Raw genomic sequence first — 25058 nt, 5'->3', positions numbered from 1 at the left:
AACCCCGCCGGGAACGGGCGGCCTCCGCCGAGTTCGATCTCCTCGGAGCCGGGGACCCACCAAGAACTTGGGGTGAATCGGTCCCGTACGCAGTACGGGACCGTAGGGCAACCTTCCGGAATCACCCGCCCGAACCCGACAGCTAACCCGGTAGGCGGTCTACGGAAGGAGTCGCCTCCCTTGGCGTCGCACCGCAAGCCGCGGACCCGCATGGCCGGCCTACGCGCCACTCCCGCCCTCGGCATCACGACGGCGGCCCTGACCTCTGTGGCCCTGTTGTCGCAGAGCGCGCAGGCGGCACCGTCCGCTCCGCAGAAGCCCAGCCTCGAAGAAGTCCAGAAGAAGGTCGACGACCTCTACCACCAGGCGGGCGTGGCCACCCAGAAGTACAACTCGGCCAAGGAGCGCACCGACAAGCAGCGCAAGAAGGTGGACACGCTGCTCGACGACGTGGCCGAGCGCACCGACAAGCTGAACGAGGCCCGGCGCCAGCTGGGCACGTTCGCCGCGGCCCAGTACCGCACCGGCGGTGTCTCCGAAACCGCCACGATGATGCTCGCCGACGACCCTCAGTCGTTCTTCGATCAGAACCACCTCTCCGACCGGCTGACCGCGCGCCAGAAGAGGGCTGTCGACGACTACCAGACGCAGCAGGCCTCGGCGACGAAGCAGCGCACCAAGGCCACCAAGAGCCTGGAGACGCTGAGCGACTCGCGGGACGACCTCAGGACGAGCAAGCAGACCGTCCAGAAGAAGCTGGGCCAGGCGCGCACGATGCTCTCGCAGCTGACCGCCGAGGAGAAGGCGCGGCTCGCGGCGATCGAGAAGAAGAAGGAAGAAGCCGCCAAGCGCAAGGCCGCCGAGCTGGCGCGCAAGCAGGAGGCCGAGGCGGAGGCCAAGCGCAAGGCGGCGGAAGAGGCCGCGGCCAAGGAGCGCGAGCAGGACAAGGAGACCCCGGACACGGGCTCCGAGTCCGGCACCGGCGCGGGTTCGGGGGCCGGCACGGGCACTGGCTCAGGCGGTACGGACAGCGGTTACGCGACGAAGGCCGCGAAGGTGATCGACTTCGCCGAGGCCCAGATCGGCAAGCCGTACGTGTGGGGTGCCACCGGCCCCGACTCGTACGACTGCTCCGGGCTCACCCAGGACGCGTGGAAGGCGGCGGGGATCTCCCTGCCGCGCACGACGTGGGACCAGGTGAAGGTCGGCACGACCGTGAAGACTGCCGACGCCAAGCCGGGTGACCTGGTCTTCTTCTACGACGACATCAGCCACGTGGGGATCTACATCGGCGACGGCAAGATGATCCACGCCCCGAAGCCGGGTGCGAACGTCCGCGTCGAGTCGATCTACTACATGCCGATCCACAGCGTGGTGCGGCCCGCCTGAAGCCCACCTACGCGCGCGTGGCCCGCATTCCCGGGGGGATGCGGGCCACGCGCGCGTAGTGGGTCGGTTGGCTTTCCGGACTCAAGCCCAGAGCACCGCGGATCGGGTCCGGAGCACTGCGGTTCGGGTCCAGAAGGCCGCGGATGAGGTCTCGAGGACCGCGGATCAGGTCCAGAGGACCGCGATGAAGATGTTCGCGACGGTCAGCAGACCGACGGCGCCGAACATCCCCTTGTCCACCTTCTCCTCGTCCCGCTTCACGTAGACCAGCGCCAAAATCACGATCAGGACGGCCATCTTGATGCCGATCTTGACGTTGTTGACGGGGCTGTCGTCCGCCTGGTTGAGACCCACCAGGATCACGCCCGTGACGAGCATAGTGAGCGCGCCGTGAAGCATCGCGGGGACGAAGCGGGCCGTGCCCTGGCCCATCTGCTTCATCTGGGTGAGGAAGCCGCCCAGGAGGGAGGCGATGCCGATGATGTGCAGGCCGACGAAGAGATGGGTGAGAACGTCCATGGTTGCGGAGCCTAGCCGGGGCCCTAGCACCCCTCCGTAGCCAGGTGGGCCCCAAGCTCCACATCGGTCACAGGTCTACGCGAAGGCCATGCGGCTCAGCGGATCGCGCGGTCACAAAGAGGCACCTGTCGACGCACTTCCGCCAGTAGCGCACAGTCCGACACCAACCCGTGACGGTCAGGTTTAGCGTCCTTCGTCAGGTGACCGGCTCCCCACCGCCGCTCGGACCAGGGGCGGCAGTCGGCCACCTCCGCCGAGAATCCGGCGGCGGTCCGTCCCCCCTGTGCGGGCCGCCGCCGGAACCTTAAGGAGCCCCCCTTCGTGGCAGCGCACCGCAAGCCCAGACAGCGCTCGCTCAGTGGCCATACGGCCCGCACCGCCGCCACCATCGCCCTCGCCGGGGCCGCGACGGCCACCGCCTTCGACGGCACGGGACACGCGGATCCGCGGCTCAGCCCGGCCGAGGTGAAGTCCAAGGTCGACGCGCTCTACCGCGAGGCAGAGGTCGCCACCGAGAAGTACAACGGCGCCAAGGAGAAGGCCGAGAACGCCGAGAAGTCCCTGGGCGAGCTGCGCGACGAGGCGGCCCGCAAGACGGAGAAGCTCAACGCGGCGCGCGAGGGCCTCGGTTCGCTGGCGGCGGCGCAGTACCGCAGCGGCGGCATCGCCCCGTCCGTCCAGCTCGCGCTCTCCTCCGGCCCCGACCAGTACCTCGAACGCGCCGCGCTCGCCGACCGGGCGGACAGCCGCCGGGCCGCGACCGTCGCCGGCGTCCAGAAGCAGCTCCAGGAGATCGAGCAGCTGCGCACCGAGGCCGACACCACCCTCGCGCACCTCAAGTCCCGCCAGGCGGAGCTGAACCGGCACAAGAAGACGGTGACGGGAAAGCTCGACGCGGCCAAGCGGCTCCTGTCGCAGCTCACCGGCGAACAGCGCGCGGAGGTCACGGGCGAGGACAGGGCATCCCGCACGGCGGGCCGCGACGGCGTATCGGGCACCCCGCCCAAGGCCGCCGACGCCCGTGCGTCAGCGGCCGTCTCGTACGCCTACAAGGCACTCGGCAGCCCGTACGTGTGGGGCGCCACCGGCCCCGACGCCTTCGACTGCTCCGGGCTCACCCAGGCCGCCTACCGGTCGGCCGGCGTCGAGCTGCCGCGCACGACGTACGCGCAGATCGCCACGGGCGAACGCGTCCCGCGCTCCCAACTCCAGCCGGGCGACCTGGTCTTCTTCTACCAGGGCATCAGCCATGTGGGCCTCTACGTGGGCAACGGCCAGATGATCCACGCCCCGAACCCGAGCGCCCCCGTCCGCCTCGCACCGATCAGCCAGATGCCGTTCGCGGGAGCCACGCGGGTGTCCTGACGGGCTTCGTGGGTCGTTTGTCGTGCCGCGCGGGTGGCTCAGCGGGCCGCGCGGGTGGCTCGGAAAGCCGCCCGGGCCCGCAGGTACTGTCAGGGGCATGCCCCGCCGTACGCTGCCTCCGCCTCCGCCGCCCGTCCATCTGCGCACCTGGCCGGACCGGAGCGCGCTGCTGTACGACCGCGGCATCGCCCTCGAAGACCTGCGCAAGCGGAGCCTGGGCGTGCATCGCCTCCTGCTGCTCTGGCTGTGCGCACTCGGCGGCGTCATCGGCTGGGCGCTCCTGACGGTGCCGCTCGAAATGATCGAGGACCACGACGTGACGGCCTTCGTGATGGTCCCGCTCTGCGCCGTCCTGGGCCTCGGGGCCCTCGCCCCCTCGGTCATCGGCGTCGTCGCCGGCATCCGCAAGGACCGGAAGATCCGCGAACTCACCGACAGCTGGCTGGCGCTGGACAGCCACCCCGCGTCGGACTCCGCCCTGCGCTCCCCCGGACTCAGCCTGTGCTGGCTCCTGTCGTCCCTCGCCGTGAGCACGCTCGGCCTGTGGGCGTCCTTCGCGGCCGCCGCCTACGCCGAGCCCGGCCGGGACTCGTACAGCGACGTCGCGCTCGGCATGGGCACGGGCCTCATCCTGTGGCTGACGGGCCTCATCGGCATCACCAAGGCGGTCGGCCACTACCGCTGGGCGATACGGAAACTGAGCCCCGCCCCGGCCTCGATGCCCGACGGCGCGCACCACTGACGCACCCCACCGGGCCTGAGGCCCGCGGAACGAGCCAGGCCCGTCAGGTCCGGCAGGCCCGTCAGACCAGTCGCCGTGCCGTCGCCCACCGGGTCAGCTCGTGCCGGTTGGAGAGCTGGAGCTTCCGCAGCACCGCCGACACATGCGACTCGACCGTCTTCACCGAGATGAACAGCTGCTTGGCGATCTCCTTGTACGCGTACCCGCGCGCGATCAGCCGCAGTACCTCCCGCTCGCGCTGCGTGAGGCGGTCCAGGTCCTCGTCGACCGGCGGCGCGTCGGTCGACGCGAAAGCGTCGAGGACGAACCCGGCCAGGCGCGGCGAGAACACCGCGTCGCCGTCCTGCACCCGGAAGATGGAGTCGACCAGGTCCGTACCGGTGATCGTCTTGGTGACATAGCCGCGGGCACCGCCGCGGATGACCCCGATGACGTCCTCGGCCGCATCCGAGACGGAGAGCGCGAGGAACCGCACGGGCCGCTCGGCGTCGGACATCAACGGCGCGCAGCGGCGCAGCACTTCGACGCCGCCGCCGCCCGGAAGGTGCACGTCGAGGAGGACGACCTCGGGGCGTGTGGTGGTGATGACCGTGACCGCCTGGTCGACGTCCGCGGCCTCTCCGACGACCTCGACTCCGGTGATCGCGGTCCTGCCGATCTCCGCCTGGACGCCCGTCCGGAACATCCGGTGGTCGTCGACGAGCACGACGCGCGCACGGCGGCCCTCCGGGTCACCGCCCGCGGAAGCCCCGCCCGCCTCGGCCGCCTCGGCCGTGGCGTCGGCGGACTGAGCCGGTTCGGGCGCCCCTGCCTGCGGGTTCGCCTCGGCCGCGCTCTCTGATCCGCCCCTGGGCCCCACGGGCTCGCTCGCGTCGCTCATGTCGTCGCCGTCCTCTCCATCTCCAGCTCGACTTCCGTGCCGCCCCCCGGCACCGCGCGCAGCCGCGCCGTGCCGCCGTTGCGCTGCATACGGCCGATGATCGATTCTCGTACGCCCATGCGGTCGTCCGGCACGGAATCCAGATCGAAGCCGGGGCCGCGGTCCCGGACGGACACGAACACCGTCTCCCCCTCGACTTCGGCGAAGACCTGCACCGCACCGCCTTCGCCACCGTACTTGGCGGCGTTCACCATTGCTTCCCGCGCGGCCTGCGTCTGTGCCGTCAGGCGGTCGTCCAGCGGGCAGTCGCCGACTATGACGACCTCGATGGGGACGCCGTGCTTGTCCTCCACCTCCGCGGCGTCGCGCCGGACCGCCTCGGCGAGGGTGTCGGGCTCGTCCGCCTCGTCCTTGCCCGTGCCCTCGGGTTTGTAGAGCCATTGGCGCAGGTCGCGCTCCTGGGCGCGGGCCAGGCGGCGCACCTCTCCGGCGTTCTCCGCGTTGCGCTGGATCAGGGTCAGGGTGTGCAGCACCGAGTCGTGCACATGGGCGGCGACCTCCGCCCGCTCCTGCGCGCGGATACGCATCAGCCTCTCCTCGGAGAGGTCCTGCATCATGCGGACGAGGTAGGGGCCGGCGAGCAGCGCGACGCCGACGAGCACGGCGAGCGCGGCCTGAAGCACCGAGCTGAGGTGCGAGGTGGACCCCTGCAACACGACGATGCCGGAGACCCCGGCGCCGACGAGCAGCACTCCGGCGCACGCCCGTGCGATGGTCAGGGTGCGCCTGCGGCGGCCGACGGCCATCCAGCGGGCCCGGCGGGCGTTGTCCGCCTGCCGCCAGACCAGGGCGACACCGGCGGCGACGAGCAGGGTCGGCCAGACGTAGGCCTTGGTCGAGCTGCCCAGGTCGACGTTGCCGACGAAGATCATGGCGACGATGACCATCGCGAGCAGCGCGACGAGCTGGCCCTTGTCGGGCTTGCGGGCGACGAGCTTGCGGCGTCCGTCCGGCGATGTCTCGGTGGTGACGGCGGCGGGCGGGCCCTTGGCGTCGACGCCGCCCACGCCGAGGGGCACGAAGAACCAGAACGCCGCGTACAGCAGAGCACCGAGGCCGTCCGCCATGAACAGACCGGCGAAGATCAGCCGCACCCACACGACGGGCAGCCCCAGATGGCCGGCCAGGCCGCGCGCGACACCGCCGAGCCAACGACCGTCACCGCTGCGATAGAGCTTTCGCAGCGGCCGCTCGTCTTCGATGGATACTGCTGCGGCTTCCGGCATGTCTCCGATATTCACACGCGTACGCGGGCACGGGCATCAGGGTCGACCCCCGAGACGTCCCTGATCTCCGCCCCGGACGGCGGGACCGGGAGGTCGGGGCAGGGGCGTGTCAGGGGCGATCTCAGGGTTCGGCCAGGGTTGTCCCGACTGCCGCCACGGCGTCCGGCCCGTCACCATGGACACATGACAGACGAGCAGCCCGCCGGGACGGGCCCGCAGGCCGCGCCGCGCGATCCTCGTGCCGCCACGGCGCAGGAGCCGGGTGTGCCGATGGCCGGGCGGGCCTTCCGCCGCGACCGCCGGCACAAGAAGCTGGGCGGCGTGTGCGCGGGGCTCGGTCAGCACTGCGACATGGATCCGGTGATCTTCCGGATCGGGCTCGCGCTCCTCTCCGTCACCAGCGGGCTCGGCCTCGTCTTCTACGGCTTCGCGTGGCTGTTCGTCCCCTTCGACGACGAGGAGGAGAACGAGGCGCGCAGGCTCCTCTCCGGCCGTGTGGACGGCCAGGCCCTGACGGCCGTGCTCTTCGCGCTCGTCGGCTGCGGCGTCTTCCTCTCTTTGCTGAACAACGGCGGTGCGCTCACCTTCGCGGCCGTCCTCGCGCTGCTCCTCGCGGGCGCGGGGTACTGGTCGCAGCAGCGGGGCACGACCGACCCCGACCCGGTGGCGGCCCAGGCGGTGGCGGACGCGCCGCCCGAGGCGAAGGCTCCGCCGGTGGCGGGCGCCCCTTCGTGGTGGCGGGACCCGATCGTCAAGGACGGCACGCACGACGGCATCTCGGGTTACTTCTGGGGGCCCGCGGGAGTGACCGTCGAGTATCAGCCCGACCCTCCGCACGGCCGGCCTCGGCAGCGTGCTCCGGAGGAGCCGTCCCCCCGGCCCAAGCCGCGCGGCCCGCGCTGGATCGGCGGCTTCATCTTCCTGGGAGCGCTGCTCGCCGGAGGGCTCGGCACCGGCCTCACGTGGGAGGAGCAGTCGCTCGGCACCAGCCTGCAGACCGGCCTGGCCCTCGCGCTCGGGGTGTTCGGCATCGGCATCGCGCTCAGCGCCTTCCTCGGGCGCACGGGCGTGGGCTCGATCGTCATGGCGGTGATCACGGCAGGGCTGCTGGCGGGTGCGGCGGCGCTGCCCAAGGACATCAGCACCACCTGGGTGGAGACCGAGTGGAAACCGACCGCGGCAAGTGAGGTCGAGCCGCGGTACGAACTGGGATCGGGTCTCGGCACGCTCGACCTGACCCGCGCGGGCCCCGCCAAGGGAGAGACCCTGAGCACCGGTGCCGAGGTGGGAGCGGGCCAGCTGAAGGTGATCGTGCCGAAGGACAGCACGGTGCGGCTGGACGTCGAAGTGGGCGTCGGTGACATCCGGTTGCCTGACGACCCGAAGCGGGACGTGGACATCGCTCCGGGCAAGGAGAAGTCGGTGATGCTGAACCCCGTCGGGGGCGGCAAGGACGGCGGCACGCTCGAGCTGCACGTCGAAATGGGCATCGGACAGGTGGAGGTGACCCGTGCTACGTCATGAGTTCCATCCCGGCAAGCTGGTCCTCGGTCTGTTCCTGCTGGTGGCGTCCGTCGCCTATGCGGGCGACGCGGGCGGTATCTGGGAAACCCCGTGGTTCGTGGCCTTCCCGCTGCTGCTCGCGGGGCTCCTGCTCGGCGGGGCGGCGGCAGCGGTCTCCTACGGCATACGCGGCAGGCCCGCCGCCCGCGCGACGGATCACACCCCTCCCTCCACGGCGGACCTCATATCGGACCGCCCGGTGGACCACACGGCGGATCGCCCGGTGGACCACACGGCGGACCGCCCGGGCGGCAGCTCCAAGGACGCCTGACTCCGGTCAGCCCAGTCCCGAGGTGTGCCTCCGCCGGGTCGCGATCATCGCGTCGAGCGAGAAGACCGCCGCTCCGGCGAGGATGAGCGGGAGCCAGGCCATCAGATAGGCCAGGTCGTTGCCGTAGTAGTACGGCTCGGTGGACCAGCTCACGGTCAGCCAGAGGCTGAGCGAGATCAGCGCGCCGCCGAGCGCGGCGATGCGGGCGAACAGGCCGACGAGGGTGCCGATGCCGACGGCCAGCTCGCCGAGGGCGATGGCGTAGCCGAAGCCGACCGGACTCTTGAGGGCGAGGTCGACGAGGGCCGGGACGGCGGAGATGTCACGGACGCCCTCCATCATCTCGCCGATGGAGCCGGCGCCGCCGGATGACATGAAGGCGCTGTCGCTGAGCTTGTCCAGGCCCGCGTAGATGAACGTGACGCCGAGGAAGATCCGGAGCGGCAGCAGGGCGTACCGGGAGGCGCTCTCCCGCCAGCCGCTGCTTCTGACGTAGCTGGTGTGGCTGTCGGTACGCATGCCGTGAGCCATCGCTCTCGCCGCCTCTCCCGTTGACCCGCCTCGCCCATTGACCCGTCATCTGACGATACGTACGAAGAGGGGGCCCTGCTCAGTGGCTTGCACCGAATTCGCGACGTCCGGACCGAAACGGAGCCGGGGTCTTCGGACCCTTGCCCGACGCGTGGCTCAGTCCGTGACGTCGATCGCGCAACGGTTGGTCTCCACTCCGGCGGCCGTGATCACCTGGACGTCGACGCGCCCCGGCTCCACGTCGACCGGGACGGGGACGGTCAGGGCCGCGTCGGTGGGGTTGGTGAACCCGCCCGGCACGGGGACGAGCGGCACATGGACGTGCACGGTGCCGATGCGGACGACCATCCGGGCGAGCCGGTCGGCGGTCTGCGCGCCCGGGGGCACGAATCCGGCGCCGCGGATCTCGATGTCGTCGCCCGTGCGGATGGGGGCGTCCAGGTCGCCCGCCTCCCGGGCACGCACCACGGAGAGGATCACGGGCCGGCCGCCCTCGGCGTACTTCCCCGCGAGGTATGTGGCCGCCGACACCAGGACGAGGACCGCAAGCCCCCACGGCAGGTCGGGCAGCTGCTCGGGACGGCGCGCGAGGCGTACGGCGGCGAAGATCATGGCGACGGCGCTGACCAGGACGTACTGCGCGTCCGCGAAGCTGCCGCGGCCCGCGTCGTCGGTGAGCAGGTCGGCGGCCCGGGGCCGGTCGGCGGGCACCTTCTGCAACCGCTGGCCGAGGACGCGCAGGCCGACCACGCGGCGTACGAGCACGGCGACCCCGCAGGCCACGGCGAGGACGGTCACGGCACCGGCGGCGCGGGCGAGGTCGAGTCCGGCGATCAGCGCGTCGCGCTCGCGGTGGCCCGACGCCCCGGCGAGCTCGCCGGCCAGGACGAGTACGGCGAAGACGACGAGGAGGACCCAACAGGCGGCGACCGCGCGGGAGGTGGAGAGGCGGTTGTCCTCCCCGATCAGCGGCGCGAGGATGCCGCCGCGCGCCCGGTGGACGTATCCGGCACCGGTCAGCAGGACACCGACGAGTACGGCCGCGAGCAGCCCGGCGGTCCGGGCGAGGGTCCACCCGGTGCCGATCGCGGTGAGCGCCTGGACCAGGAGCAGGACGCCCACGGCCACCCAGGTCACGCCGGCCGTGCGGCGCCAGAGGCGGCCGAGCCAGGCGTCGCCGTCGGCCCTGCCGCGTTCGGCGACGGCGCGGGCGGACTGGGTCAGCTCGTCCGACACCCACTGCCGGGAAGCGCCCGCCGAGTGGGCCACCGCCGCGGGCAGCCCGTGCCCCGCCGCCAGCTCGTCGCGCTTGGCGAGGAACGCGGCCACGGCACGCCGATGCCCCTCACGCGCGCCGTGCGGGCAGTCACCACATGTGCAGCCGCCCCCGTGTGCGCCCTGCCGCGCCTCCTGCACCGCCACCGCGTACGCCGCCTTCCCCGCCCTCGTTCGAGCCCCGAAACGTGAACTTCCTTGCGATGAAAGGGGATTGTGCCGTACTGGAAGACGATCGGACTCCCCGGGTCAGGTCAGCGCGGGTGAATCGCCCGTGCGTGTGTTGACGACGGGAGGCGTGGGGCAGGGCTCAGGCGAGCAGATCCGGTTCGCTGCGGCTGATGTCCTGCCAGAGGGACTGGTAGTTGATCCAGGCCACGAGGTCGCTGCCGAGCTGCTCGCGCGTCGCCACCGCCTGCTTGTGACCGATGAGGATCGGGCGGCCCGCGGCCCGCGCGCTCAGCTGGACCTGGCAGGAGCGCTCCATCGTGAGGAACCACCAGGCGGCGGCGTCGACGGAGTCGCCGACGGTGAGCAGCCCGTGGTTGCGCAGGATGACGGCCTTGTGGTCGCCGAGCGCGGCGGCGATCCGCCGGCCCTCGGCCGCGTCCACGACGACGCCCGTGTAGCCGTCGTAGAGCGCGTGGCTCTCGTAGAAGGCGCAGGCCTCCTGGGTGATGGGGTCGAGGAGTTCGCCGAGTGTGGACAGGGCGCGCCCGTGCAGCGAGTGGCAGTGGGCGACGGCGACGACGTCGGGCCGCGCCAGGTGCGCCTGGGCGTGGACGGTGAAGGCGGCCTGGTTGACGTGGTGGCGGCCCTCGACGACCTGCCCCTCCGCGTTGGCGAGGACGAGATCGCCCACGGTGACGTGCTTGAAGGGCATCCCGAAGGGGTTCACCCAGAAGCAGTCCTCGTGCTCCGGGTCCCGCGCGGTGATGTGCCCGGACACCCCGTCCTCGTAGCCGAGCCGTCCGAAGATCCGCAGGGCCCCGGCGAGCCGTTCCTTGCGGTGTCGCCGTTCGTCGGCCGGCGAGTCGTGCACCGGCGGCATCGCGAACTGCAACCGCTCGACGGGTATCGGTGTGGGCGCCTGCATGTGTCCTCCATCCCTGGCTGTACGGAGCGGAAGTTACCGCCGGTCAGCCCAGGAAGACAGGGGCACCCTGTGAAGAGGGTGCGCAGCCGGGGCGCGAGGCCGGGCGCAATTCGGTGCGCGATTGCGGACAGGAGGTGTCGGGTATCGGCGGGACACTCGCCGTATGACGACGAACTGGGCAACCTTCAGTGCTGCAGAGCCCGCCTTCGCGCGGACCGCGGAGGAGCGGTTCGGCCTGTTCACGCACCATGTTCTGGCGACGCTCCGCAAGGATGGATCACCGCGCACGACCGGGCTGGAAGTCCGTTTCCTGCACGGGGAGTTCTGGCTCGGGATGATGTGGGACTCGATGAAGGCGCTCGACCTGCGCCGCGATCCGCGCTTCTCGGTCCAGGCGAACCCGGGGCCGGGCACGGAGATGGCCGGGGGCGACATCCGGATCTCCGGACGGGCCGTCGAGGTCGAGGACCCCGCGGTCATCGCGCGCTACGTCGGGGAGGTCAAGCCGCCGGAGCCGTTCCATCTTTTCCGTACGGAGCTGACGGAGGTGGTCAGGACGTACATCGAGGACGGGAAGTACTTGGCGGTGCAGACGTGGAAGCCGGGGGCGCCGGCGCGAACGACCAGGCGGACCTGAGGAAACGCCGGTGCCGCCGCCCCGGGGGAAGGACGGCGGCACCGGCGTTCAGGCCTCTTCGGACCGGTCGGTCCTCGGCCGGGCCTCGGGGACTACTCCCACTCGATGGTGCCCGGCGGCTTGCTCGTGACGTCGAGGACGACGCGGTTCACGTCGGCGACCTCGTTCGTGATGCGCGTCGAGATCTTCGCGAGGACGTCGTACGGAAGGCGCGACCAGTCGGCGGTCATGGCGTCCTCGGACGAGACGGGCCGCAGCACGATCGGGTGGCCGTACGTCCGGCCGTCGCCCTGCACGCCCACGCTGCGCACGTCCGCGAGCAGCACCACGGGGCACTGCCAGATCTCGCGGTCGAGACCGGCGGCGGTCAGCTCCTCGCGGGCGATGGCGTCGGCCTCGCGGAGCAGGTCGAGGCGCTCCTTGGTGACGTCGCCGACGATGCGGATGCCGAGGCCGGGGCCCGGGAAGGGCTGGCGCTGGACGATCTCGTCCGGCAGGCCGAGCTCCTGTCCGACCATCCGCACCTCGTCCTTGAAGAGCTGGCGCAGCGGCTCGATCAGCTGGAACTCGAGGTCTTCGGGGAGGCCGCCCACGTTGTGGTGGGACTTGATGTTCGCGGTGCCGGTGCCGCCGCCGGACTCGACGACGTCCGGGTAGAGCGTGCCCTGGACCAGGAACTCGACGGGCTGGTCGCCCGGGGCCTCGGCGACGATCTCCGCCTGGGCCTGCTCGAAGACGCGGATGAACTCGCGGCCGATGATCTTCCGCTTCTGCTCGGGGTCGGAGACCCCGGCCAGCGCGTTCAGGAAGCGCTCCTGCGCGTCGACGACCTTGAGCTGGACGCCCGTGGCGGCGACGAAGTCCTTCTCGACCTGCTCGGTCTCGCCCTTGCGCATCAGACCGTGGTCGACGTACACGCAGGTCAGCTGCGAGCCGATGGCCTTCTGCACGAGGGCGGCGGCCACGGCGGAGTCGACGCCGCCGGACAGGCCGCAGATCGCACGCTTGGTGCCGACCTGCTCGCGGATCGCGGTGACCTGCTCCTCGACGATGTTGCCGGTGGTCCAGTCGGGCTTCAGGCCCGCGCCACGGTAGAGGAAGTGCTCGAGCACCTGCTGGCCGTGCGTGGAGTGCATGACCTCGGGGTGGTACTGCACGCCGTACAGCTTCTTCTCGTCGTCCTCGAAGGCGGCGACCGGCACGACGTCCGTGGACGCGGTGACGGCGAAGCCCTCGGGCGCCGCGCTGCACGCGTCGCCGTGCGACATCCACACGGACTGCTCGTCCGGGGTGCCCTCGAAGAGGGTCGAGCCGGACTTGGAGACGTGCAGGGGCGTGCGGCCGTACTCACGGGCGCCCGTGTTGTCGACGGTGCCGCCGAGGGTCGTCGCCATCAGCTGGAAGCCGTAGCACATGCCGAAGACGGGGACGCCGGCCTCGAAGATCGCGCGGTCCAGGCGCGGTGCCTCGTCCGCGTACACCGACGAGGGGCCGCCGGAGAGGATGATCGCGGCGGGGTTCTTCGCGAGCATCTCGGAGACCGGCATGGTGCTCGGCACGATCTCGCTGTAGACCCGGGCCTCGCGGACGCGGCGGGCGATGAGCTGGGCGTACTGCGCTCCGAAGTCGACGACCAGAACGGTGTCGGGAGCGGCGGCAGCGGGGGACGCTGATGGCACGGCGGCGGCCTTCCGGCGTTGAGCGTGAGCTTGAGCGTGAGCTGGGGCTCGTGCGTGAGCAGGGGGTCTGTTTTGTCGATTCTAACGGGCTCGCGGACACCCCTTTCGTCGCATCCGACGGAGCGCACGCCCGCAGCCACCGCCATCCGCATCGCGATCCGCATCGCGACGCCCGCCATCCGCATCGCGACGTCCGGCGGACGGGGGTCGGCGTGCGTCGCAACACCCGGCGCCCGGCGGCCGACCTCACGACGCCCGGCGTCCGACCTCGCAACGTCCGCCATCCGCCTCGCAACGCCCCGCGTCCGACCTCGCAACACCCGGCGTCCGGCGTCCGGGGGCCGGGGGTAGGCGCCCGGCGTCCAGTCGTGACGTCCCGCGTCTCAGCATCCGAGCCGTCGGGCGGCCCGTGTTGACCAGGGACGCGCACAGAGGGGCATACTTGCCTCGTGACCAAGCACCTGAGCTTCCTCTTTACCTATGGCAACCGGCCCGCCGGCTGCCATGGTCGAGCTGCTTGATCCACTGACAAGCGACTTCCCAGGCGCCCCGGGCCGACAAGGCCCGGGGCGTTCTGTCGTTTCCGGGCCTTGTCGCTCCGGGGCACTCCACCGGCATCAGACCGCGATCACCGGAATCCACATCCGACGAGGAGCCCCCAGATGAGCATCGCCACGACCGACAAGACCGGCGCCCGCACCCCCGAGGCCGCCAACGTGATCGAGGGCGCTCGTGAGCGCATCGACGCACTCGACGACCGGATCATCGGTCTCGTACAGGAACGGATGGCCGTGTCGGCCGTCATCCAGGAGGCCCGGATCGGTTCGGGCGGCCGCCGCGTCAATCTCTCGCGCGAGATGGAGGTCCTCGCCCACTACAGGGACGCGCTCGGCAAGCCCGGCACCTCGCTCGCGATGACGCTCCTGGAGCTGTGCAGGGGCCGGGTCTGAGCGCCTCGCGGCACCACCGGCGCACCGCCGGAAAGCACCGGACCTGAGTTCGGGTCCGCTCTCACCCGTACGGCGCGTGACCAGGTCCTCAGGGGCTTCGTTGGTCCCGATGTCCGTGCCAGCCAGGGGCGGGCACGGAAAAACCACGCGTGGCTCCGCTGGAGCGATGAGGCACACACCTGGTGTGTGCCGTGGGACCTCGCTCCAGAGACGTGACCGGACGGCAGGGGACAGCAGCCCGGTCACCCAGGGAACGGTCGGCTTCGGGGACGCCCGAAGCCGACCGGCCTCCGTCCCCGGTCCCTCCCGGTCCTCCGGTCCCTCCCGGCCCCCCAGTCCCTCCGCTTCCTCCCTCGGACCCCGGCCCCCCCAGCCCGGATCCCCCCGAGTCCCAGTCCGCCCAGTCCGCCCAGTCCGCCCAGTCCGCCCGGTCCGCCCAGTCCCCCCAAGGCCTTCAGGCTCCCCCGTGTCCCCGGAAATTGCCGCCCGCAAGACACGGCAGCCCCGCGTGTCTTGATCATGTCGAACCGGTTGCGCGGGTCGCGGCGCATCCAGCACGATGCCTAGCAGGACAGGCCGCCCGCACAGCAGTCCACAACTCCATTGCCATTGGTCGAGACCACACGTGCGCCCCTTGTGCGCCGGGTGGCCCACCGGCGCCCAGCAAGCCCGCGGCGCACTCCCCCGGCGCCGCTCCATGGCACCGACGCTGCCCTGACGTCGGTGCTGACGGCCAAGGGCCCCGCGGATCCGTCCCGCGGGGCCCTTCGCTCCGTGGCGGCTGTTCGTCCGCCGACAGCTTCTCAGCCGACTACTACCTGTCCACCGACAACTTCCGCGCCGACAACTTCCCCGTCGACTACTTCGCCGCCGACTACTTCTTCGCCGCCTTCAGCTTCGCGAGCTGCGCGTCGACGATCGCGTCGGCCACCTTCGGGTCGCCCGTCGCACCGCCGCGGAACTTCTCGGGCAGCCCGGCGGCCTCGCCCTCCTCGTCGGAACGGGCCGCCTCCGGGTCGAAGACGTTCGAGGCGCGGAAAGCGATCAGCGTCGAGCCGCTGCGTACGACGGTGACGCGGTCACGGTCGAGGAACTCACCGGCCCGGCTGGCAAGCTTGTACGAGACGGCTTCGTCGCCCACGACCGGCCCGGGCTGCGGTCTGACGCCGATGTACCGGCGGCCGCCGTCCCCGAACGTGACGCACTTCTTCGACTTCGTCGCCGTCCGCAGGGTGTCCATGGTCCGCTCGGCGTCGGCCCGGCCGTACGCGAGCAGCACGACCTCGGTCGTCGTGGTGTCCGCGACGTCCGTGCCGCTCAGCGTGCGGCTGACGTGAGCCGTCGACTTCGCGGGCGCGGCGGCCGTCAGCATCTCGGACAGCGGGCCGCACTGCGCCGGGTCCACGCGCCGGGCCGGCCGGGTGGTCTTGGCCCCGGATCCCTTCGTGACCTCGACCTTGTACTTCTCGACGTCACCCGAGGCGAGTGCCGCCTTCTCCAGCTTCGCCGTGGCCGAAGACGTGTCCGCCGACGCCGACTTCGACGGCTTCCCGCCCCCGGCGCCGGCACCCTCGCTCTTCCCCTTGCCGTCGTCGCCGCTTCCGCTGCACGCCGCCGTAAGGCCGAGCACCGTCACGGCCGCGACGGCCAGCGCACCACGCGCCACAGCTGACTTCACGTTCCGCTCCCCCACTTCCGTACGCGTCTCGCGTCTCGCATCACGCATCACGCATCACGCATCACGCATCCTGCGGAGTCACCCGCACGCCTCTTACGACGGAAGATCGTTACGAGCGGTTCCCCGGCCCCGCGCCCACCACCCGTCAGTGCCAGATCCACAACCGGAACGGGCTCAGCAGCACGATCGCCAACGCCATGCCGCCCAGCACGATCACCACGCTCCACACCCGGCGGCTGCGCTCCGAACGCGCGTCGCGCCGCGGGCCGGTCGGTGTCGCGCGCCACTCGTCGGGGCGCCACGCTCCGGCGGTCCCCTCGCCCCGCGCCGCCTTGCGCTTCCTGCGCCGGCGGCCCAACGCCCGGGACTGGGCCGCTTGTCGGAGTGCGGCCTCCTCGTCCAGGCGCCGGAGCCGTTCGGCCACCATGCGCGCCCGCGCGGACGGCTCCTTCGGCGCGGAGGTGCGGATGTCACGCAGGCTGTCGCGCTCGAACCGCTCCCACACGTCGTCCGGAATCCGGTCCGGCACCTGGTCCGACATCCCGTCCGACCCCCGATCCGACATCCCGTCCGACACCGGGCCAGACATCCCGTCCGACACCGAACCAGACACCCCGTCCGACATCCGCCGACCGGGTATCTCGTCCGGCATCTCTTCCGGCTTCGCCACGCCGCCCCCTCCTGCTGCCGCCCCCACGCCCCCGGCGGATCACCGTCGAGCGGAGGAATTTCTACGGCAACCTGCGACAACCGCACAAGCGGTGTGATCCAAGCCACATAAGAATTCTGTGAGTTACAGGACAACCATTCACAGGAGACGCAGGTCATGCATGCGTAACAACGGCCACACCCGCGTCCCCACCGCGGAGGCCTCCACCTCCGTATCGCCCACCAGGTGATACGCCGGACTCACTGAGGTCTTCATGAAGCTTCGCCGTGTCATGGCCGCCGCGGCCGCGACCGCTGCCATAGCCCCGCTCGCGCTGCTGTCGGCCCCTGCCGCCTTCGCGACCGAGGACACCACGCCGCCTCCGAGCGCGACGGCCACCGAGACGGCCACGTCGACGCCGACGGCAACCCCGACCGAGACGCAGTCCCAGACGACGACGCCGACCCCGTCGGCCACGCCGCCGACCACCCCGGCGCCGACCTCCCCCGCGCCGACCACCACGAAGCCCTCCGAGACGGCCAAGCCGACGGAGGAGCCCACCGAGGAACCCACGGACTGCCCGGTCGACGAGGACGGCGAGGACGCCGACTCGAAGCTGGAGATCGGGCTCTCGGGCCTGCCCGGCAAGATCGTCGCGGGCAGCGGCTGGCACCAGTTCAAGCTGACCGCCTCGAACCCGACCGACGAGGACCTGGGCGAGGTCCAGTGGCTCGCCATGGTGGACAACTACACGGAGAGCGAGAAGGAGAAGGACTGGCTCGCGAACTACGCGCAGATCCAGTACTTCAACCCCGACACCAAGGCCTGGGAGTCCATCGAGGACGAGGTCGCGGGCGGCTTCTACTTCGGCTCCACTCCCCTGGGTGCCAAGGAGAAGGTCGACATCAAGCTGCGCCTGAACGTCAGCGCCAAGGCCCCGGCCGGTGACGGCTTCGCGCTCGGCATCGGCGGCTACCTGGACTCCGAGGAGAACTGCGTGCGCAGCTCGTTCTCCTTCTACGAGTTCACGGTCCTGAAGGCCGGCAGCAACAACGAGAACCCGGGCAAGGCCGAGGAGAACAAGGGCGGCAAGACGCCCACCGGTGGCAAGACCCCCCAGGGCGGCGCCCAGGAGATCCCGGCCACCGGCAGCCTCGCCGAGACCGGCTCCAGCTCCGCGCTGCCGACCATCGGCCTCGTCGGCGGCGTCGCCGTCATCGCCGGTGCGGGTGCGGTCTACGTCGTCCGCCGCAAGAAGGCCGACGCCACCGCGTAAGCGGCAGCACGGTCTGCCGCTCAGCGGCACCTGAAGCACGCGAAAGGACCTGCGCTCGGAGGGGGGCGCAGGTCCTTTCGCGTTCGTGCGCGCCGGCATTCGTGCGCGCCGGCGTTCGTGTGCGTTCCGTACAGCGGCCGCGGGCTACTTCTTGGCCCGCATCGCCGGCATCGCCGGCATCCCCAGGAAGGGCAGCTTCAGCGCGCCGAACGCGTCCGCCGGTACCGCCGGGGACTTCGGCTCGACGGCGGCGAGGCGGACGTACCGCGTGCCCTGGGTGGGGCGCGTGTCCTCGGCGCCTTTGTTGGGCCAGAACGACATCGCGCGCTCGGCCTGCGCGGTGATCGTCAGGGAGGGGTTGACGCCCAGGTTCGCGGAGACCGCGGCGCCGTCGACGATCGAGATGCCGGGGTGGCCGTAAAGCCGGTGGTACGGGTCGATGACCCCGGTGTCCGCGGAGTCGCCGATCGGGCAGCCGCCAAGGAAGTGCGCGGTCAGCGGGGTGCCCATCAGCTCGCCGATGTTCGAACCGGCGAAGCCGTTGATCTCCTTGGCGAGCAGCGTCGCGGCCTCGGTGGCCTCGGGGATCTGCGTCGGGTTGGGCGCGCCATGGCCCTGCCGGGCGGTCAGCAGGCCCTTGCCGATGCCTTTCTCCTTGCGGTACGTGGTCAGGGAGTTGTCGAGCGTCTGCATGACCAGGCCGATGATGGTCCGCTCCGACCAGCGCCGGTTGGAGAGCGACCGGACCATCAGCCACGGGTGTCTGGCGACGTTGCCGAGCCATCCGGCGACGCGTGCCTTGCCGCCCTTGATGCCGTACGGCACCTGGAGGATCGTCAGGCTGCCCATGGCGTTGGACTTCTTGCCGTAGCGGACCGGCTCGATGTGCGTGGAGGCGTTCGGGTGGATCGACGAGGTGATCGCGACGCCCTTGGTGAAGTCTGCCTTCTCGATGCCGTGCCGCTTGCGGTAGCGGCGGTCGGTGGTCTGCGATCCCACCAGGGCCTCGGAGTTGGTGCGGGTCAGCGCGCCGAGGCGCTCCGAGACGCGCGGGAGCAGCCCGGTGTCCTTCATGCGGTGAAGGAGCGTCTGCGTGCCGTAGGTGCCGGCCGCGACGACGACCTGGCGTGCGGTGAACGTCCGTCCGCTGCCCTTGCGCTTGTTGTCCGTGGGCAGGGTCGCCACGGCGAATCCGCCGCGCGAGTCCTCGGTGACGGTGACGACGGACGTCATCGGGTGGATGACCGCGCCCGCCTTCTCGGCCAGGTAGAGGTAGTTCTCGTTGAGGGTGTTCTTCGCGCCGTGGCGACAGCCCGTCATGCACTCGCCGCATTCGCTGCACGCCCTGCGGGAGGGGCCCGCGCCCCCGAAGTACGGGTCGGGAACTTCCTCGCCGGGCCTGGCCGTTGATGTACCCGAGGCGTCCTGCTCGTCGCCGAAGAAGACACCGACCGGTGCCATGTGGAAGGTGTCGCCCACTCCCATGGCCTGGGCGGTCGCCTTCAGGTGGACGTCGGACGGCGTCGTGGTCGGGTTGATCCGCACCCCGAGCATGCGCTTGGCCTGCTCGTAGTAGGGGCTCAGTTCGTCCTGCCAGTCCGTGATGTCCTTCCACTGCGGGTCGTTGAAGAACGGCGCGGGGGGCACGTAGAGCGTGTTCGCGTAGTTCAGCGACCCTCCGCCGACGCCCGCCCCGGCGAGCACCATCACGTTGCCGAGCAGATGGATGCGCTGGATGCCGTAGAGCCCGAGGGCCGGGGCCCAGAGGTAGTTCTTGAGGTCCCAGGAGTTCTTCGGGAGCGTCTCGCGCGTGAAGCGGCGCCCCGCTTCGAGCACGCCGACGCGGTAGCCCTTCTCCGTCAGACGCAGGGCGGAGACGGAACCGCCGAAACCGGACCCGACGACGATGACGTCGTAGTCGTACGGCTCCTCGCCGCCCCCGTCGGCCCCCAGACCCCCGCCTTCGCTGTCCGGTTGGATCTGGACAGAGCTCTCCTGTGACATTGACTCTCCTCGTTGAGAACTAACGCACTAGCGCAGGCGAAGCGCCTTCATCGCCTTCAGGCTGATGGTCATGAACGCCGCGTACTTCTCGTCGTCCAGGCCGAAGGACGGAGCGAGCGGAATGAGGCGCTGGTGGGCGACGGTCTGCGCCTCGGTGTACTTCAGGATGCCCTCGGAGCCGTGGCGGCGGCCGAGACCCGAGTCCTTCATGCCGCCCATCGGCGACTGCACGCTGCCGTAGGCGGGCGCGAAGCCCTCGTTCACGTTCACCGTGCCGGTGCGCAGCCGGGCGGCGATCTTGCGGCCGCGGCCGCCGTCCTTCGTCCAGACCGAGGAGTTCAGGCCGTACGAAGTGGAGTTGGCGAGCTCGACGGCTTCGTTCTCGTCGGTGAAGCGGTAGACGGAGACGACCGGGCCGAAGGTCTCCTCGCCGCACACCGCCATCGGGGACTCGACGCCGTCCAGGATCGTCGGCTCGAAGAAGTACGGGCCGATGTCGGGCCGGGCGACGCCGCCCGCGAGCACGGTGGCACCCTTGGCGACCGCCTCGTCGACGTGCCGCTTGGTGGTCTCCAGCTGCCGCTCGCCGACCAGCGAGCCCATGTCCGCGCCGTACGCGAGGGAGCGGCCGAGGCGCATCGCCTTCGTCCGCGCCACGAAGCGCTCCACGAACGCGTCCGCGACGGACTCGTGGACGTACAGCCGCTCGATGGAGATGCACAGCTGGCCCGCGGACGAGAAGCAGGCGCGCACCGCGCCCGCCGCCGCCTTGTCGATGTCGGCGTCGTGCAGGACCAGCATGGCGTTCTTGCCGCCGAGTTCGAGCGAGACGCCGACGAGCCGGCCCGCCGCGCCCTGGGCGACCTCGCGCCCTACGCGGGTGGAGCCGGTGAAGGAGACGTAGTCGGCGTGCTTGACGATCTCGGGGCCGACGACGGGCCCGTCCCCGAGGACGACCTGGAAGACCTCGGCGGGCAGCCCGGCCTCGATGATGAGGTCGCGGGCCCACAGGGCGGTCAGGCAGGTCTCCGTGTCGGGCTTCATCACCAGGGCGTTGCCCGCGACGAGCGCGGGGAGCGCGTCGCCGATGGACAGTTCCAGGGGGTAGTTCCAGGGCGCGATCTGGCCGACGACACCGCGCGGCTGCCGGTTCTCGGTGACCTTCGTGAGGGTCGGTACGACACCGGTGTGCCGCTTGGGGTTCAGATACGCGGGGGCCTTGCGGCCGTAGTGCCGCGCGGCGATGGCGACCGCCTGGAGCTCCTCGTGCGCGTGCAGCCGGGCCTTGCCGGTCTCCAGCTGGATGAGGTCGAGGACCTCGGCCTGGCGCTGGAGCACCAGGTCGTGGAAGCGGAGCAGGACCGCGGCGCGGCGGCGGACCGGGGTGCGCTCCCAGGCGACCTGGGCGACGCGGGCGCGCTCGAAGGCGGTGGCGACGTCCTCGGGGGTGGCCTCGGGCAGGTCCGCCAGCTTCTCGCCGGTGAACGGCATGTGGTTGGCGGTCCGTCCCGAACCGATCACGTCCCGGGTGAGCTGCGCTATGAGCTCGGGAGTCACCACGTCGGCGGCGGTGCGCGCGCCTTCGGGGGCGGTGGCTGTCGGGTTGGTTCCGAGGTGCGCTGCGGTGGCCTGCGAGTCCGTCATGGAGGTGAGCGTAGGCCCAGGTCAGGGATTTGGGTACCCGTCGGTAATCAGCTTTCACCGCGTACACACACGATGCCAGTGATCGCTGGCGGCAAAGGTCCTGATCAGGGGCTTAGCGGGAGTTGATCAACGGGGGCCCGAACTTTCGGGCCCCCCGTGGCCGACCCGCCCGATCAGAGCTCGTCGATCTCCAGATTCGCGATCGCCGTCCTGGCGACCTCACGGCCGCGGTCGGTGAAGTCACCCTTGCCCGGGTAGTCGATCCACAGCCGGTACATGTTCCCGGCCGAGGTCCGGTAGTAGAAGATCTTCGCCTCGTGCGGCAGCTCGGATTCCGAGTCGGTGTACCTGACCGTGTTCTCGGCGGCGTCCTTCTCCTTGTACGTGGCGTCCTTGGTCGTGCCGTCCGGCACGGGATCTCCGGACATGTGGCTGAACGCCGACTCGCCGCTCGCCTTGAAGTCCTCCATGTCGGCGTACGCCTGCGACGCGGCGGAGCCGAGGATCTTCTGCGTGGTGTCCTTCTTCTCGGCGAGGTCGAGCGTGATGAAGACGGCGCCACTGGGGTCGGTGTACCTGACCCAGGTCTTGTCCGTGTCGGTGGCGCCGGGCTTGCTCTCCACGTAGTGGTCCGGCGCGGAGACGGTGGCGCCGACCACCTTCGCCTCGCGGTCCTTCCAGCCCTCCGCGTCCGAACCCCCGAAGGGGTTCAGGGCCACCAGCACGCCCGCCGCCACGGCCAGGACGACCACACCGGCGACGCCGGCAAGCGCCTTGCGGCTGAGGAAGACGCCCTTGCGGGCCCCCTGGGCGTCACCGGTGACGGTGACCACCCGCGTCGGCGCCACCTGCGGCGGCTTCACCGCTTCCTCCAGGAGGGCGCGGACCTGGGCTGCGCGCGGGCGCTGGGCGGGATCCTTGACCAGCAGGCCGTTGATCGCCTGGGCCAGCGGGCCCGAGGCCGACGCGGGCGCCGCCGGGGTCGCGTTCAGGACGGACTGAAGCGTGGCGGGGGTGTTGTTGCGGCGGAACGGCGATACGCCCTCCGTCGCGGCGTACAGCACCACGCCCAGCGACCAGAGATCCGAGGCCGGGCCCGGGCGCTGCCCGAGGACCCGCTCCGGGGCGATGAACTCGGGCGAACCGACGAAGCCGCCGGTGTCCGTCAGATTCGTCTCGCCCTCGATCTGGGCGATGCCGAAGTCGGTGAGGACGACGCGGTCGTGCTGCCCCAGCATCACGTTGTCCGGCTTGACGTCCCGGTGCAGGATGCCCGCCTGGTGGGCGGCGTCCAGGGCGCCCAGCACCTCAAGACCGATGCGGGCGGCGTCGCGGGCGCCCAGGGTGCCCTCCTGGAGCGCGGCGCCCAGCGAGCGGCCCTTGACCAGTTCCATCACGATCCACGGCTGGCCGTCCTCCACCGCCACGTCGTGGACGTTGACCACGGCCGGGTGGTCGAGCCGGGCCGCGGCGCGCGCCTCTCGGCGCATCCGCTCGAAGACGTTGGCCCGCTCGCGCGCGGGCAGGTGGTCGGGGATGCGGGGTTCCTTGACGGCGACCTCGCGGTCCACGGTCTCGTCCTTCGCGCGCCAGACCGTGCCCATGCCGCCGTGGCCGAGCTTGGAGAGCAGGCGGTAGCGGCCCGCGATCAGGCGTCCCGCGCCCGGGTCCGGATCGGAGGGCTGGTGCGGGACCACCTGGGTGGGCTGGGCGTACGGCGAGGGGGGCGGGGCCGGCGCACCGGGTTGCTGCGGGTGCGGCTCCCGCCCTGCGGGGGGCTGTGGCGGCTGGAGGCCGAAACTGGTTGGTTCGTACGGGCCGTAGGAGGCTCCCCCGTCATTACTCATGCCCACATCAGTACCGTGCGGAAGGCCCTGGTTCCACTCAGGTCACCGACTTGTGACAGGGGTGATGCGCCGGGCCGAGACGCAGCGGCGGCCGGGCCGAGACGCAGCGGCGTACGAGCTGGGCGGCCCTGTACCTCAGCCGTGCACGAACTCAGCGACGCACGAACGAGTCCACCGCCGTGTCGAAGTAGCGGCGGCCCTCCCTGGCCTTGTCGAGCGGTGCCGAGACCCACACGTCGAACATCCGGCCGCCCTCCTCCCAGCACAGGTCGTACGTGTGCCGGGCGCCCTCCGCCTGCGTGAAGCCGTCCCAGGTGAACTGCCACAGGGCCGCGGGCCGGCCGTTGTGCGAGGTCTCGGTGACCTCGCCGTCACGGTAACCGGGGTTGTTCTCCGGCCCCTTGGCGTCGGCCCGGCGCTGCACGGCCTGCGGGCCGCCCGGCTCCGGGGCCGACTCCTTGATGCCGATGCGGAAGGTGCCGCCCGACGAGATGTAGAAGACGCGGGGCCCGTCCACCTCCCGAGTGAAACCTTCCGGCACGGCGAGCGTGAAGCCCCGGGGGTCCTTCGTCACGCGGTAGCCCTCGGGGGCCTCGGGCGTGGACGGCTTGGGGGTGCGCGAGCCGCGCGTGACCGTCACCGTGGGGGTCGGCGAGGGCGAGGGGCTCACCGTCTTGGTCTGCGCGGACTGCGTGGGCAAAGGGGGCGTACCGCCGTTGTCCTCTCTGCCCAGGAGGAGCGCGGCGGACACCCCGGCCCCGGCCACCGCGGCCACGAGCGCCGCGGCGATCAGCATGGCCCTGCGGCGGCGCCGGGACGGCCCCGCGGACTGCCCGGGCCGGCGTACGGGCAGGTCACGGTAGGTGGGCGAGTATCCGCCCGGCCCCGCGACCGGCAGCGCCGCCGGCTGACCGCCGGCCCGGCCCGCGGGCGTGGAGGGCATCCGCCCCGTCTCGACGTACGTCCGCAGGAGCCGCTCCGCCTCCACCGTGCCGAGGCGCCGCTGCGGGTCGCGTTCGAGGAGGCCGAGGATGACGGGCAGCAGCGGGGCGGCGGCGGGCGGCGGGCGGATCTCGTCGTAGACGACGGCGTGCAGCACACCGCCGATCGAGTCCCGGCGGAACGGCGACTCCCCCGTCATCGCGGTGACCAGGAGCGCGCCCAGCGACCAGAGGTCGGACTCGGGCCCTGTCCGCTCGCCGGACATCCGCTCGGGCGCGGTGTACTCGGGTGAGCCCATGAACGACCCGGTGTCCGTGAGCGTCGTCGCCCCGCTGACCTGCGCGATCCCGAAGTCGGTGAGGACGACGCGGCCGGTCGTGTCCTCCATGAGGACGTTCGCGGGCTTGATGTCGCGGTGCAGGACCCCGGCGGCGTGCGCGACGCGCAGCGCGCCGAGGAGGCCGATGCCCATCCGGGCCACCTCGCGCGCGCCCATGGGACCCGCCCGCGCGATCCGCCCGGCCAGCGAACCGCCCTCGATCAACTCCATGACGATGTACGGGTGGTCGTTCTGCACGACGACGTCGTGGACGACGATGATGTGCGGGTGCCGCAGCTGCGCCGCCGCCCGCGCCTCGCGCAAAGTCCGTTCGCGCTGCTGCTCCGCGTCGGCGTCGGAGAGCGTCTCGTCGAGGGCGAGTTCCTTGACGGCGACCCGGCGGCCGAGGAACTGGTCCGTGGCCTGCCAGACCACGCCCATGCCACCCCTGCCGAGCCGCGCATCCAGGCGGTAACGGCCAGCGATCACCCGGGCGTTGTCCCCCACGCTCCCCAT

The 25058-nt window shown here is 71.3% G+C and carries 21 protein-coding genes and 1 riboswitch; of the genes, 8 read left to right on the top strand and 13 right to left on the bottom strand.

The window, feature by feature from the left end:
• Positions 1-15: 15 nt before the first annotated feature.
• Positions 16-173: riboswitch (cyclic di-AMP (ydaO/yuaA leader) on the top strand.
• 7 nt (positions 174-180) lie between these two features.
• Entirely contained in the window at positions 181-1389 is a 1209-nt protein-coding gene (locus tag QBL25_RS25135) for an NlpC/P60 family protein (RefSeq protein ID WP_409059231.1), read from the top strand.
• A gap of 165 nt (positions 1390-1554) precedes the next feature.
• Here QBL25_RS25135 and QBL25_RS25130 read toward each other — a convergent pair whose 3' ends face one another.
• Positions 1555-1908: a hypothetical protein gene (locus tag QBL25_RS25130; RefSeq protein WP_409059230.1), complete on the bottom strand. Its 354-nt coding sequence runs from the start codon at positions 1906-1908 to the stop codon at positions 1555-1557.
• A gap of 321 nt (positions 1909-2229) precedes the next feature.
• Here QBL25_RS25130 and QBL25_RS25125 point away from each other — a divergent pair, with 321 nt between their 5' ends.
• Both QBL25_RS25125 and QBL25_RS25120 read left to right on the top strand, forming a co-directional pair.
• Complete coding sequence (locus tag QBL25_RS25125; RefSeq protein WP_409059229.1) at positions 2230-3273, top strand: NlpC/P60 family protein; 1044 nt, start codon at positions 2230-2232, stop codon at positions 3271-3273.
• A gap of 97 nt (positions 3274-3370) precedes the next feature.
• The gene (locus tag QBL25_RS25120; protein ID WP_409059228.1) at positions 3371-4015 is read left to right on the top strand and encodes a hypothetical protein; all 645 of its coding nucleotides are present in this window, start codon (positions 3371-3373) and stop codon (positions 4013-4015) included.
• A gap of 61 nt (positions 4016-4076) precedes the next feature.
• Here the strand turns inward: QBL25_RS25120 and QBL25_RS25115 are convergent, their stop codons facing one another.
• Both QBL25_RS25115 and QBL25_RS25110 read right to left on the bottom strand, forming a co-directional pair.
• Positions 4077-4895 (bottom strand): LuxR C-terminal-related transcriptional regulator, encoded by an 819-nt coding sequence (locus QBL25_RS25115; protein WP_409059227.1) that lies wholly within the window; start codon positions 4893-4895, stop codon positions 4077-4079.
• Positions 4892-6181, bottom strand: a complete 1290-nt coding sequence (locus tag QBL25_RS25110; RefSeq protein ID WP_409059226.1) for a PspC domain-containing protein — start codon at positions 6179-6181, stop codon at positions 4892-4894. The genes QBL25_RS25115 and QBL25_RS25110 overlap by 4 nt, the downstream gene beginning before the upstream one ends.
• Before the next feature lie 183 nt (positions 6182-6364).
• Between QBL25_RS25110 and QBL25_RS25105 the strand changes: the two genes are divergently transcribed.
• Both QBL25_RS25105 and QBL25_RS25100 read left to right on the top strand, forming a co-directional pair.
• Positions 6365-7705 carry a PspC domain-containing protein gene (locus QBL25_RS25105; protein ID WP_409059225.1) on the top strand — a complete coding sequence of 447 codons (1341 nt, stop codon included), beginning with the start codon at positions 6365-6367 and terminating at the stop codon, positions 7703-7705.
• Positions 7692-8015, top strand: a complete 324-nt coding sequence (locus QBL25_RS25100; protein ID WP_409059224.1) for a hypothetical protein — start codon at positions 7692-7694, stop codon at positions 8013-8015. Before QBL25_RS25105 ends, QBL25_RS25100 begins: the two co-directional genes overlap by 14 nt.
• Positions 8016-8021: 6 nt before the next feature.
• On the opposite strand, the gene QBL25_RS25095 is transcribed toward QBL25_RS25100, so the two are convergent.
• The 3 genes from QBL25_RS25095 to QBL25_RS25085 form a co-directional block, all read right to left on the bottom strand.
• Complete coding sequence (locus QBL25_RS25095) at positions 8022-8546, bottom strand: DoxX family protein (protein WP_409059223.1); 525 nt, start codon at positions 8544-8546, stop codon at positions 8022-8024.
• Between the two features lie 156 nt (positions 8547-8702).
• A complete protein-coding gene (locus QBL25_RS25090; RefSeq protein WP_409059222.1) occupies positions 8703-9968 on the bottom strand; it encodes a hypothetical protein in 1266 nt (421 codons plus the stop codon).
• A gap of 163 nt (positions 9969-10131) precedes the next feature.
• The gene (locus tag QBL25_RS25085; RefSeq protein ID WP_409059221.1) at positions 10132-10917 is read right to left on the bottom strand and encodes a class II aldolase/adducin family protein; all 786 of its coding nucleotides are present in this window, start codon (positions 10915-10917) and stop codon (positions 10132-10134) included.
• A gap of 163 nt (positions 10918-11080) precedes the next feature.
• Between QBL25_RS25085 and QBL25_RS25080 the strand changes: the two genes are divergently transcribed.
• On the top strand, positions 11081-11554 hold the full coding sequence (locus QBL25_RS25080; RefSeq protein WP_409059220.1) for a pyridoxamine 5'-phosphate oxidase family protein: 474 nt from the start codon (positions 11081-11083) through the stop codon (positions 11552-11554).
• Between the two features lie 92 nt (positions 11555-11646).
• Here QBL25_RS25080 and guaA read toward each other — a convergent pair whose 3' ends face one another.
• Entirely contained in the window at positions 11647-13233 is a 1587-nt protein-coding gene (gene guaA, locus QBL25_RS25075) for a glutamine-hydrolyzing GMP synthase (RefSeq protein WP_409059219.1), read from the bottom strand.
• 590 nt (positions 13234-13823) lie between these two features.
• Here guaA and QBL25_RS25070 point away from each other — a divergent pair.
• Positions 13824-14183, top strand: a complete 360-nt coding sequence (locus QBL25_RS25070; protein WP_409059218.1) for a chorismate mutase — start codon at positions 13824-13826, stop codon at positions 14181-14183.
• An 874-nt stretch (positions 14184-15057) separates the two neighbouring features.
• Here QBL25_RS25070 and QBL25_RS25065 read toward each other — a convergent pair.
• Positions 15058-15861 carry a hypothetical protein gene (locus QBL25_RS25065; protein ID WP_409059217.1) on the bottom strand — a complete coding sequence of 268 codons (804 nt, stop codon included), beginning with the start codon at positions 15859-15861 and terminating at the stop codon, positions 15058-15060.
• Positions 15862-16006: 145 nt separating this feature from the next.
• On the bottom strand, positions 16007-16531 hold the full coding sequence (locus QBL25_RS25060) for a hypothetical protein (protein WP_409059216.1): 525 nt from the start codon (positions 16529-16531) through the stop codon (positions 16007-16009).
• Between the two features lie 253 nt (positions 16532-16784).
• Between QBL25_RS25060 and QBL25_RS25055 the strand changes: the two genes are divergently transcribed.
• Complete coding sequence (locus QBL25_RS25055) at positions 16785-17786, top strand: LPXTG cell wall anchor domain-containing protein (protein WP_409059215.1); 1002 nt, start codon at positions 16785-16787, stop codon at positions 17784-17786.
• A 144-nt stretch (positions 17787-17930) separates the two neighbouring features.
• Here the strand turns inward: QBL25_RS25055 and QBL25_RS25050 are convergent, their stop codons facing one another.
• From QBL25_RS25050 to QBL25_RS25035, 4 genes are all read right to left on the bottom strand, one after another.
• Positions 17931-19790, bottom strand: coding sequence for a GMC oxidoreductase (locus tag QBL25_RS25050; RefSeq protein ID WP_409059214.1), 1860 nt, complete (start codon positions 19788-19790; stop codon positions 17931-17933).
• A gap of 27 nt (positions 19791-19817) precedes the next feature.
• Positions 19818-21434 carry a succinic semialdehyde dehydrogenase gene (locus QBL25_RS25045; RefSeq protein ID WP_409059213.1) on the bottom strand — a complete coding sequence of 539 codons (1617 nt, stop codon included), beginning with the start codon at positions 21432-21434 and terminating at the stop codon, positions 19818-19820.
• A 173-nt stretch (positions 21435-21607) separates the two neighbouring features.
• Positions 21608-23281, bottom strand: coding sequence for a serine/threonine-protein kinase (locus tag QBL25_RS25040; protein ID WP_409059212.1), 1674 nt, complete (start codon positions 23279-23281; stop codon positions 21608-21610).
• Between the two features lie 151 nt (positions 23282-23432).
• Positions 23433-25058, bottom strand: coding sequence for a serine/threonine-protein kinase (locus QBL25_RS25035; RefSeq protein ID WP_409059211.1), 1626 nt, complete (start codon positions 25056-25058; stop codon positions 23433-23435).

The sequence above is a fragment of the Streptomyces sp. SYP-A7185 genome (assembly GCF_046103685.1).
Classification (GTDB): Bacteria; Actinomycetota; Actinomycetes; order Streptomycetales; family Streptomycetaceae; genus Streptomyces.
This window is presented reverse-complemented; position numbering and strand designations above follow the sequence as displayed.

Coding starts and splice junctions, on each gene's coding strand:
- QBL25_RS25130 (WP_409059230.1), bottom strand. CDS start 1,908: ATGGACGTTCTCACCCATCTCTTCGTCGGCCTGCACATCATCGGCATC.
- QBL25_RS25120 (WP_409059228.1), top strand. CDS start 3,371: ATGCCCCGCCGTACGCTGCCTCCGCCTCCGCCGCCCGTCCATCTGCGC.
- QBL25_RS25115 (WP_409059227.1), bottom strand. CDS start 4,895: ATGAGCGACGCGAGCGAGCCCGTGGGGCCCAGGGGCGGATCAGAGAGC.
- QBL25_RS25110 (WP_409059226.1), bottom strand. CDS start 6,181: ATGCCGGAAGCCGCAGCAGTATCCATCGAAGACGAGCGGCCGCTGCGA.
- QBL25_RS25105 (WP_409059225.1), top strand. CDS start 6,365: ATGACAGACGAGCAGCCCGCCGGGACGGGCCCGCAGGCCGCGCCGCGC.
- QBL25_RS25095 (WP_409059223.1), bottom strand. CDS start 8,546: ATGGCTCACGGCATGCGTACCGACAGCCACACCAGCTACGTCAGAAGC.
- QBL25_RS25085 (WP_409059221.1), bottom strand. CDS start 10,917: ATGCAGGCGCCCACACCGATACCCGTCGAGCGGTTGCAGTTCGCGATG.
- QBL25_RS25080 (WP_409059220.1), top strand. CDS start 11,081: ATGACGACGAACTGGGCAACCTTCAGTGCTGCAGAGCCCGCCTTCGCG.
- QBL25_RS25055 (WP_409059215.1), top strand. CDS start 16,785: ATGAAGCTTCGCCGTGTCATGGCCGCCGCGGCCGCGACCGCTGCCATA.
- QBL25_RS25050 (WP_409059214.1), bottom strand. CDS start 19,790: ATGTCACAGGAGAGCTCTGTCCAGATCCAACCGGACAGCGAAGGCGGG.
- QBL25_RS25045 (WP_409059213.1), bottom strand. CDS start 21,434: ATGACGGACTCGCAGGCCACCGCAGCGCACCTCGGAACCAACCCGACA.
- QBL25_RS25040 (WP_409059212.1), bottom strand. CDS start 23,281: ATGAGTAATGACGGGGGAGCCTCCTACGGCCCGTACGAACCAACCAGT.
- QBL25_RS25035 (WP_409059211.1), bottom strand. CDS start 25,058: ATGGGGAGCGTGGGGGACAACGCCCGGGTGATCGCTGGCCGTTACCGC.